Annotated in this window: 7 protein-coding genes; 2 read left to right on the top strand and 5 right to left on the bottom strand. The window is 30.0% G+C overall.

What is annotated here, in order from left to right:
- Nucleotides 1–201 precede the first annotated feature (201 nt).
- From BMUR_RS00765 to BMUR_RS00745, 5 genes are all read right to left on the bottom strand, one after another.
- Nucleotides 202–948, bottom strand: coding sequence for a hypothetical protein (locus BMUR_RS00765; protein ID WP_013112687.1), 747 nt, complete (start codon nucleotides 946–948; stop codon nucleotides 202–204).
- 3 nt (nucleotides 949–951) lie between these two features.
- Entirely contained in the window at nucleotides 952–1,767 is an 816-nt protein-coding gene (locus BMUR_RS00760) for a hypothetical protein (RefSeq protein WP_013112686.1), read from the bottom strand.
- Between the two features lie 38 nt (nucleotides 1,768–1,805).
- Nucleotides 1,806–2,240, bottom strand: a complete 435-nt coding sequence (dut, locus tag BMUR_RS00755) for a dUTP diphosphatase (RefSeq protein ID WP_013112685.1) — start codon at nucleotides 2,238–2,240, stop codon at nucleotides 1,806–1,808.
- A 74-nt stretch (nucleotides 2,241–2,314) separates the two neighbouring features.
- A complete protein-coding gene (locus BMUR_RS00750; RefSeq protein ID WP_013112684.1) occupies nucleotides 2,315–3,697 on the bottom strand; it encodes a GntP family permease in 1,383 nt (460 codons plus the stop codon).
- A 53-nt stretch (nucleotides 3,698–3,750) separates the two neighbouring features.
- Nucleotides 3,751–4,062 (bottom strand): HPr family phosphocarrier protein, encoded by a 312-nt coding sequence (locus tag BMUR_RS00745; protein WP_013112683.1) that lies wholly within the window; start codon nucleotides 4,060–4,062, stop codon nucleotides 3,751–3,753.
- A gap of 627 nt (nucleotides 4,063–4,689) precedes the next feature.
- On the opposite strand from BMUR_RS00745, the gene BMUR_RS00740 reads away from it, so the two are divergent.
- On the top strand, nucleotides 4,690–5,229 hold the full coding sequence (locus tag BMUR_RS00740) for a PadR family transcriptional regulator (RefSeq protein WP_013112682.1): 540 nt from the start codon (nucleotides 4,690–4,692) through the stop codon (nucleotides 5,227–5,229).
- 429 nt (nucleotides 5,230–5,658) lie between these two features.
- Complete coding sequence (gene uvrA / locus BMUR_RS00735; protein WP_013112681.1) at nucleotides 5,659–11,487, top strand: excinuclease ABC subunit UvrA; 5,829 nt, start codon at nucleotides 5,659–5,661, stop codon at nucleotides 11,485–11,487.
- Nucleotides 11,488–11,518 lie beyond the last annotated feature (31 nt).

The raw sequence follows: 11,518 nt of genomic DNA, 5'->3' as shown, positions 1-11,518 counted from the left end.
ATTTATAATTTTAATAATTGAGGCTTTACCAATCGTTTTGAGTGTTTGCACGAAATCCAAGTTATTTTTGACGCTGTACGCCACACAATTATAAATAAAATTTGTTTTGAGAGAAGTGTAATTTCACTAGATATTAATATAAAAAATCAAAATAATTATTTATTAAATTGAAAATATTATTTATCAAATATAAAGATAATATTAAATTCCCCACCACTTAGAAGCATCAGCCTGATATGCCCATCTGTAACCATTAGCTGAAGTTATCCAAATTTTAGCCAGTCCATTTCCGCCAGTTTGTTTGAATACATAAAGTCCATTAAGAGAATAAACTGCCTCAGTATCAAATGATGCATCTGTATTATTGGTTATAATGACTATACTGTTAAAATTAGTTTGATATCCGAAATACTGAACTCCCCATCCAGTGTTTACAGTAACTTTTCCTCCAGGAATATCAATATTACCAAAAGTTTGACCATTGGCTGCTAATGTTGTACCTGTTCCAGTACCTTCTTCCCTTGGAATTACTGGACATACTGTACTTATAGGTGTTTCTATATATTTTTTATCTACCAAATTATTTGTTCCATAAGCAGTAACAGTTACATAATATAAGGTTCCATTATTAAAAGTCATAGTAGGAATTTGTATTACAAAATTTGTTCTAGTATGATTTGAACCAGATATTGTGGGGTATGTTTGACTTGCATTTTTTATGGCACTATCTGGCTGAGTAAATGTATCTGATGTAGAAGCATATATGTTAAAACCAGCAAAATCTGATGCTATTATACCAGACCAAAAATCTATATATACAGCATTATTACTTGCTATAGCTTTTATATCATAAGGCGAATTATATTCATCTACTATAGTGATAAGCTCTTCATTGCATGAAGATAATAAAAAAATTACCGGTATAATAAAAATTAATATTTTTTTCATAAATTAATAACTCAATATATTAGCAGCTGTCTGACGGCAATAATCTGCTACAACACTAGTACCGCTAATACTCCTTACAAATATTTTTCCATAATAGGAATTGTTTCCATCTGTTATTTTTACTAAGTATAACCTATTTGCTTTCACTTCCAAATCAATACTTCCATATCCATTTTCCGGAGGTACAACAATATCATCTAAAGAACTTCCAGCCATAACCATCATAGAACCATTAGCCGCATTTCTAAAATATAATTTTCCATTGCTATTTATTAATGTTGCTAAATCTCTTCCTTCCATATATATATTTTGATCTGCATTTATTGTTTGATTTAAAGCTTCAGGTCTAGGTGTACCCATTTTTACAAAATTATCATAGTAATAATAGCTTTCTAATTGAGGTGTTATTTGATATGATGATATCCAAACATATATAGGTATTCCATTAGCCAAATCTGTTTCTCTTAATGTATCTATAGTTGAACTATTAGTAGAATAATAACTTTCAATTTCTATGGTAAATGAATATTTTTTTACAGTTTCAGATCTCAATTCTGACATAGTTGGAAGAGCTTTTTGCTGATTATACAATCTGTATTTTCTTGGATTTGTGCTGTCTCCAAAATATATATTATATCCGCTGAATGAAGGTTCATTATTTTGTGCTTCAAACTCTACTACTAATTTATTTTGTCCAGGTATAATCTTAGTAATATACGGCTGATTTAATTCAAGCGTGATGCCTGTAACATCCGGAAGTCCGCATGAAATAGTGAGCAGCATAATTGTAGATATAAAAAGTTTCTTTAATATACTCATGTTTTTTATTATAATATAAAATACGATTATATCAATATTTATTTGTTGGTGCTTCCAAATCCGCCCTCACCTCTTTTCGTGTCCGAAATAGAATCAACTTCTTCAAAATCTATTTTTTCAACTTTAGCAAAAACCATTTGAGCTATTCTATCGCCATGATTTATTGTAAAAGGTGTATCTGTAAGAGACGCCAATATAATTTTTAATTCTCCCCTATAATCACTATCTATTGTAGCAGGAGAGTTTAAACAAAATATACCATTTTTTAATGCTAGAGAACTTCTGCTTCTGATTTGAGCCTCATAACCATCTGGTATTTCTATAAAAAGTCCTGTTGGTACTAAAACTATATCATTTTTATTTAATGTTATTGGTTTCTCCAAATTAGCATGTAAATCTAGTCCGGATGAGCCTTCAGTTTGATATTTAGGCAGAGGATTAGAAGATTTATTAATAATTTTAATTTTAAGCATTATTTTCTCCAATGGATTATATTTTTATATAAAACAATTATATATACAAAACGAAAAAAATAAAATACAATAAATTATCTAAATAAGAAAGATAATATCAGTATGATTATAAGTGCAGTAATACCTTGTACAAAAGTAGCTAAAGTTCTAGCTTTGTATGCATCTTTTACTTTTAATCCGGATAATTCAACAACTATCCAAAAATAACTGTCATTAGCATGTGAAGCTATCATAGAACCAGCCCCGATTGCCATTAATACTAGTATTTGTGATATAGGCGTATTAAATCCTAGTGTATTAAGCAGAGGAGCAAAAAGTGTCGCTACTGTAACAACAGCTATTGTAGATGAACCAAGCATTATTTTTAAAGCAGATGCCATTATAAACGGAAGTATTATGCCCATATTTAATGAAGCAAATATATGTCCTAACTCTGGTATAATTTTTGCCAGTTCTGTAGATTTTAATACTTCAGCAAAAGCACCGCTTGCACCAACTATTGCAAGTATGCTTCCGGAAGCCTTTATACCATCTCCTATCCACATAGATATCTCTTCTGTATTAAATTTATGTGTTAAAAGAAGCGAGAATAAAAATCCTATAAATAATGCCATTGAAGGCTCGCCTAAAAATATAAATATATTTTTTATAATACTGTCAGACATTTTAAAAGAATCAAATCTTACTATACTTCCAATAGCCATTAATAAAATAGGTACAGCTATTGGTGCCAATGCTTTCCAAGCAGGCGGCAGACCTCCTATATCACTTATTAAAGTCTCATAAGTAGGAGATTTATCCGGATAGTTAGGTTTTTGTATATATTTTGATATAAATATACCATAAATTGCCCCAACTAAAGATGTAGGTATAGCAACTATTAAACCTATAAGGATAATAGTTAATAAATGTGCTTCAAGTCCGAATAAATTAACAACAGCAGCAGGACCGGGAGTCGGAGGTATTAAGGCATGCGATGCATAAAGTCCTGTAGATAATGCAACCGATAATGCTACCGGAGAAGCTCCAGTTTTTTTAGCAACGGCTTTTCGTAAAGGTGTAAGTATTAAATACCCAGAATCGCAGAAAACAGGTATTGATACTATAAAACCTAATATATTCATAGCTAATGCTGGGTGAGATTTTCCTACAATTTTTATTACTATTTCACCAAGTTTAAGAGCAGCACCTGACATTTCCAATATATTACCTATAATACTTCCAAGTACTATTATTATACCGACACTTGCCAGAGCATTGCCGAAACCTTTGCCTATTAATGCTGATATTTCTGTTATGTAGTTATTATCTTTATTAGTTGGTATATGTAAAGTAAATGCCAAGAATATAGCTACTAACAGCATTGCTATAAATGGATGAACTTTAAACTTAATAGTTAAAATCATTACAACAATTATAGATATTGATAGCATAGCTATTACAAAATAACTAATCATTGAATATCCTTTGATTTATTATAAAAAATATTAATTGGAAAATATTATGAATGTTAATCTTCTTCAGGAACTTCAGCGTAAATATAGCCTTCTTCAAAAAAATCTAATAGTTCTTTTTCGGCTTCTTTAGCTGCATTTTCCATTCCGTCTTCATATTCGATTTCTAGTATAAGATTGGCTCCTTGGAATGCTCCAAGTCCCATAATATTGAATACGCTTTTAGCATCTGCTCTAACACCGTTATACAATAGAAATATTCCTATATTAGAGTAGGCACTTTTGCTTGAAATTTGTGATAAAACGCCTGCTGGTCTTAGATGCATGCCGTTTTTACTTTTGATTGTAACTACATTTGTTAATGTCATTAAATATCCTGTTGAATTTATTTTATATATTAAGTATAGTATATTTCCTTTTATTTTTCAATAGAAAGAATTTATTTTTAGAGTATAAAAAATCCGGCTTTATAATATAGTTAAAAAATTATGTATATACTGTAACAATTTTATTTTGTCAACTGATGTACTTTATACAGAATTATCAACATACAGAATTATTAACTTTTTTCCACACAAACTTGTCTAAGGTACGCAGAGCGGTGTAAAGCGTTCTATATATTAAAAAACAAATATGATTTTATTTTTATAAATTATATTTGTTTAGCTATATACTATAGCTAAATCGGCTATGTTAGCTTTATTTGTACTATGCCGTATAAATATTCTGCCGTAGTAGAATCAAATACTCTCCAAATATTAAAAATACTATAAAAAGTATAAGCAACCTTCTTTTTGTGTAATTCATGATGTTTAGTTTTTAATATTATTATTTTGGTGTTTCTATAAATAAATTATATTCTTTATAGAAAGTATTAACATATAAATATAGCCGTATATATATAAACATGTATTTATTTATATGTTTTTGCTGTAGATTTTAATTTTAATAATGGTATAATATGAAATACAAATAATAATTATTGGAGCTGTTTTATGGGAGTATTAAAGTACGCTATATTAGGTCTTTTAAATCAAAAGAATATGACTGGATATGATATAACTAAAGAGTTTGAAGAAACACTATGCGAATTTTGGAGTGCCAAACATAGTCAAATATATCCGGAATTAAAATCTCTTAATGAAAAAGGTATGGTTGAATATAAGATAGAGATATCAGGTACTGTATTGGAGAAGAAATTATATTCTATTACAGAACTAGGGAGAAATGATTTTATGAAATGGCTTGAATCAAAAATAGATATCCCCCCTACATTCAAAGATGAGTTCAGACTGCAGTTATTTTTCTCTGATTGTTTATCAGAAAAAACAAGAGAAGAATTAATTATAAATCATCTTAATCAGCATGAAAAAAGACTTGAATATTTAAAAGATAGTCAGAGAAAATTTAATGGCATTATACCTGAAAAAAATACAAATGCTTTCAGCGATTATTTAGTGCTTATGGGAGCTATTATGCGGGAAGAAAATACCTGTAAATGGCTTGAAAAGTGTTTAGAATTATGTAAAAAATAAAATTATATTAATTATATATCTATTGTGAAAATTAATGAGTTTTCATAATAGATATATAAACTAATATTTTATAACTTTTATTAAATTCCCGCCCATTAGATTTTATAACTTTGTTTTTTTAATTATAATCAAAATTATATTTGCATCATAATTACAAATTATTAATTACCCACCCTAGCTTTGATTATATTAACAATATCATTAACGCACGGTTAGAGAATTATTTTGTTTTTGTGAAATTTTAATTATAAATTAGCTTTATTTTTTAGCTTCATTCTACGTGCGGTTAATAAAATAATAAAATTAATAGTCTGTTCAAAGTGTAATGTATGTAGTAAAATTTATTTATTAATATTTGCTATTTATAAAACCTTTTTTTATATAGAATTTATGTTATAATAGTTTAACTTTTTTATTGAGGATAGATCAATGGCTAATAATTCTATAGAAATAAGAGGTGCTAAAGAGCATAACCTTAAAAATATATCTCTGTCAATACCGCATAAAACACTCACTACTTTAACAGGAGTATCAGGAAGCGGAAAAAGTTCTCTAGCATTCGATACTATTTTTAAAGAAGGACAAAGAAGATATTTAGAATCATTATCAGCATATGCAAGACAGTTTTTAGGAGTTATGGCTAAAGCAGATGTTGAACATATTGAAGGACTATCACCTACCATTTCTATAGATCAAAAAAGCGTAAATAAAAATCCTCGTTCTACTGTAGGTACCGTTACAGAGATTTATGACTTTTTTAGGTTATTATTTGCAAGACTTGGTGTTCCTTACTGTTCTAAATGCGGACATAAAATTTCTAAACAAAGCGAAGACCAAATAGCTCATAGCGTATTAAGAGAGTTTTCAGAAAAAAGAATTTTAGTTTTAGCTCCTATTGTAAGGGATAGAAAGGGTGAGTATAGAAAAGAAATTGAAGAAGTTAAACTTGCAGGATATCCTAGAATAAGAATTGATAATATAGTTTATAAATTTGATGAAGATGAAATACCAGAACTTAAAAGATATGAGAAGCATACTTTAGAAATAGTTATTGATAGGATAAAAGTTGAAGATAAATACTTGTCAAGAATTACTGATGATATAGAAAGGGCTATAAGGATAACAAAGGGACTTGTAGCATTTTATGAAGAGCATGAAAAAAGTAATGAGGCACTTGAGTTTAATAATTATATAGAAAATATTGAATCAAACGAAGCTGATACAAAAACTAAAAAGAAAAAAATCAAAATGAGTAAGCAGTTTGAAATAGATAAATATTACAAACTCTATACTACTGAAAGATCCTGTGCTAACTGCGGACACTCTATTGCTGATATTGAGCCTAATTTATTTTCATTTAATAACCCTATGGGAGCATGTACAGTTTGCGGAGGGCTTGGAGTTGAGCATGTATTTACAGAGAAGCATATTGTAAGAGATGAGAATTTAAATATTTATGAAGGGGCTTTATCATGCTTTGTAGATGATCATATTGGCTTTGATATGGAATATGGTATTGATGAATTAGAAGTCATTGCCAAAACTTATAAAATAGATTTAAAAAAGCCTTGGAAAGATTTAACTAAAACAGAAAAAAAATATTTGCTTTACGGCACCGATAAAGAAGTGAAATGGAAAAAAAGATTCTGGTATCATAGCAAACTTGTAGAAGAGAGAGTACCAGGTATTTTGGACAGATTAAAATATGATTATGAAACTTATAAAAATAGTTATTATGCTAATTTTATGGACGAAGTTGAATGTCCTAAATGCAAGGGTAAAAGAATCAATGAAGATGCATTGTCAGTTAAATTTAATGGTAAGACCATAGCTGATTTTTCTTCAATGACCATAGAAGATTTATATGATTATTTTACTAAATTAAAATTAAAGCCTAATGAAGAGATAATAGGTGCTCCTATAGTAAAAGAGATTATTTACAGATTAACATTTCTGGTAAAAGTCGGATTAACATATTTAACAGTAGAGCGTTCCTCCCCTACTCTTTCAGGCGGAGAATCTCAAAGAATAAGGCTTGCATCTCAAATAGGAAGCGGACTTGAAGGTGTATTATATGTATTAGATGAGCCTTCAATAGGACTTCATCAGTCTGATAATAAAAAATTAATAGAGTCATTAAAAACATTAAGAGATAAAAATAACACCGTTATAGTTGTAGAGCATGACAAAGAAACTATGGAGGAGTCTGACTTTTTAATTGATATAGGTCCTAATGCTGGAGTTAATGGAGGAGAGGTTGTAGGCATTGGAGATTATGAAGAGTTTTTAAAGTCTGATGGATCTTATACTGCAAAATATTTACGCGGCGATGATGATATAGAAATACCAAAAACAAGAAGAGATGGAAACGGAAAATTTTTAAAAGTAATAGGTGCTAATCAATTTAATCTTAAAAATATAGACGTAGAGTTTCCTTTGGGATTATTTATTGTAGTAACAGGACTTTCTGGAAGCGGTAAATCTACTTTAGTTGAAAATATTTTAATGCGTGCTTTGCATAATCATTTTTATGGAAAAACTTTAACAGCAGGCAGTCATGAAAAAATGGAAGGACTTGAAAATATTGATAAGGTTATAGAAGTTGATCAGTCTCCAATCGGAAGAACACCAAGAAGCAACCCAGCAACTTATACAAAAGTTTTATCACCTATAAGGGATTTATTTGCTGCTACTAAACTTGCAAAAATGAGAGGATATGACAAGGGCAGATTCTCATTTAATGTAAAAACAGGAAGATGTCCTACATGCGAGGGTGCTGGAGTTATAGAGTTAGAGATGCAGTTTTTATCTAATGTATTAGTGCCTTGTGAGGAATGCGGCGGTAAAAGATTTAATGCAGAAACTTTGGATGTTAAATACAAGGACAAAACTATTTATGATGTTCTTGAGATGAGTGTTTCAGAGGCTATCAAGTTTTTTGACGGCATAACTTCAATAACAAGAATATTAAAAATAATGGAAGATATAGGACTTGGTTATATAAAATTAGGACAGCCTTCTACTACTTTATCTGGAGGAGAGGCTCAGAGAATAAAATTAGCAAGCGAACTTCATAAAATATCTACAGGAAACACTTTATATATATTAGATGAACCTACTACAGGACTTCATTTTGAGGATATAAAAAAATTATTAAAAGCATTAGACGGACTTGTTGAAAAGGGAAATACTGTTTTGGTAGTTGAACATAATTTGGACGTTATTAAATGTGCTGATTATATTATAGATATGGGACCTTTAAGCGGAGATAAAGGCGGCAGAGTTGTTGCTAAAGGAAAGCCAGAGGATATTATAAAAGTAAAAGAATCACTAACTGCAAAAGAACTTAAAGAAATATTAAAGCCTTCAAAAAAGAAAAAAGAAATTATTAAAACAGAAGAAGCAAAAAAAGAAGAAAATACTTCATTAATAATAAAAGGTGCTAATAAACATAATCTTAAAAATATCAGCTTAACATTACCAAAAAATAAAATTAATGTTATAACAGGAGTATCTGGAAGCGGAAAAACCTCTCTTGCATTCGATACTATATTTAAAGAAGGTCAGAGAAGATTTGTTGAATCACTTTCTACTTATGCAAGAAGATTTTTAGGAAGATTTGAAGATGCTAATGTTGAAAAGATAGAAGGACTTGCACCTGCAATAGCAATAGATCAAAAGAATGTAAGCAGAAATCCCCGCTCTACTGTTGCTACTGTTACAGAGATTTATGACTATTTCAGACTAATTTTTGCAAGAGTGTCAAAACCTCATTGTCCGCATTGCAGTGATAAAGATACTCTAAAAGCTGAAACTCCTTCTATACTTGCAACTGAAATTATTGATACTATGGACTTGCATAAACTTATTATAATTTCTCCTCTATACCATAGTTCATTTAATCATAGATTTACTTTTGATGATAATGATGCAAAAGATATTAAAAAAATTATAGAAAAAACAAGAGAAGCTGGATACGTGAGAATGCAGATTAATAATAATGATTATGTTATAGATGATATTACAGAAGAAGAAATTAAATCTTTATCAATAGGAGAAATATATTCTGTAGGTATAGTAATTGACAGAATAGTTGTAGGAAAAGATAAGAGAGCTAGGATTGCTGATGCTATTGAAAGGGCTATGGATTTGTCAAACGGAGTGGTGCATATAAAGGCTTCACATGGAATAATCATAAAAGAAAGTTTCCATACAAAGTTTCCAGCATGTCTTCTGCATGGTATATTATTTGATTTTGAAGTTACACCAAGACATTTTTCATTTAATTCGCATTGGGGATACTGTGAAGAGTGCAAAGGACTTGGAAGTAAGCCTACATTCAGTATAGATTTGGCAATAAAAGACAGTACAAAGCCTTTATTTGACGGTGCATTAGATACTGCTCTTCATAATATGTTTTCTACTCATGGTAAGCATTATACAGATTCATTATTCAGATTATTAAAAAGAAATGGCATAACAAAAAAAGATTTATATCAAACTCCTTTTAATGAACTTGATAAAAAAGTGATAGATACAGTATTCTTCGGCGGTGATTATGCCATAGGAAATGTTATCACTGCTTGGCATTCTAATAATGATGTTACAAGCGAAGATTATTCAGAGTGGAAAGATAAATCGCTTGGTAAATTTTTTGTTGATGAGGAATGCAGTTCCTGTCATGGAGAAAGGCTTAATGAAGTAATGAGAGCATATACAATACAGGATAAAAATATAAGCCAAGTATGTGCTATGACAGTTGAAGGAGCAATTAATTTCTTTGATGAACTTCCAAAACTTTTAACAGATAGAGAAAATACAATATCAAAAGAAGCAGTAAAAGAAATAAATACAAGGCTTAGCTTTTTGGATAAAGTAGGATTAAATTATTTATCATTAGGCAGAAAATACGCCACACTTTCAGGAGGAGAGGCACAGAGGATAAGGCTTGCTAGTCAGTTGGGTTCTAAACTTACAGGAGTGCTTTATGTATTAGATGAGCCTACTGTAGGACTCCACCCTAGAGATACAAGTCATTTGCTTGATACATTAAAAGAATTAAGAGATTTAAAAAATACTCTTGTAATAGTAGAGCATGACAGAGATACTATGAAGTCAGCAGATAATATTATAGATATGGGACCTTTTGCTGGTGCTTTCGGTGGCGAAGTAGTTTTTGAAGGTAAATACGATGATATATTAAACTCCAATAATTCACTTACAGGAGATTATTTAAGCGAGAGAAAAAAAGTATTTGAGAAAGCTACTGTAAGAAATGAAGATACTGAATGCATAAAATTAAAAAATGTTTCTACAAACAATTTAAAAAATATTAGTGTTGATATACCGTTAAAAAAAATAGTGGTTGTTACTGGAGTATCTGGAAGCGGTAAGTCATCATTAATAATAGATACACTCTACCCTGCTCTAAAAAAACGAAGACTTAATCAATATTCTAAATTTGAAAGTGCTGAAATACCTAGCATTGTTTCTGATACTATATTAGTTGACCAAATTTCAATAGTTGGTTCTATCAGAAGTACATTAGTAAGTTATAGTAAAGTGTTTGATAAAATTAGAAATATATTTGCAAAAACTCCTGCAGCAAAGGCAAAGGCATTTGCCCCCGGAAGATTTTCATACAACGGAAAAGAAGGAAGATGCAATATATGTGAGGGCAAAGGCATAAGAAAAATAGCTATGCACTTTTTATCCGACATGGAAATAGTTTGTGAGGCTTGCGGAGGTAAAAGATACAATGATGAAACTTTATCCGTAAGGTTCAAATCTCTAAACATAGCTGAAGTATTAGAACTTACAGTCGATGAGGCAATAGAGTTTTTTGACTTTGACAAATCAATCACTAAAACACTTTCTATAATGAGTGAAGTTGGGCTTGGTTATATAAAATTATCCCAAAGGCTTGATACTTTCTCAGGCGGAGAGTTGCAGCGTTTGAAACTTGCTACAGAACTCGCAAAAAAACAAGGTGATGAGCATATAGTTTACATTTTAGATGAACCTACTACAGGGCTTCATTTTGATGATGTTAATAAACTTCTTATAGCTTTAAACAAATTGGTAGAAAAAGGACACAGCATCATCATAATAGAGCATAATCCTGATGTTATTAAAGCCGCTGATTATATAATCGATTTAGGATTAGAAGGAGGCACTAACGGCGGGGAGATAATTGCTAAAGGTACTGTTGAAGATATTTTACAGATGAAAAAAGGATACACTTGGAAGTATATTTAATTACTTGAAATATAATAATTATTATATTATA

The sequence above is a fragment of the Brachyspira murdochii DSM 12563 genome (assembly GCF_000092845.1).
Taxonomy (GTDB): Bacteria; Spirochaetota; Brachyspiria; order Brachyspirales; family Brachyspiraceae; genus Brachyspira; species Brachyspira murdochii.
Note: the sequence above shows the minus strand (reverse complement) of the source record. Positions and strands in the feature narration are given on the sequence as shown.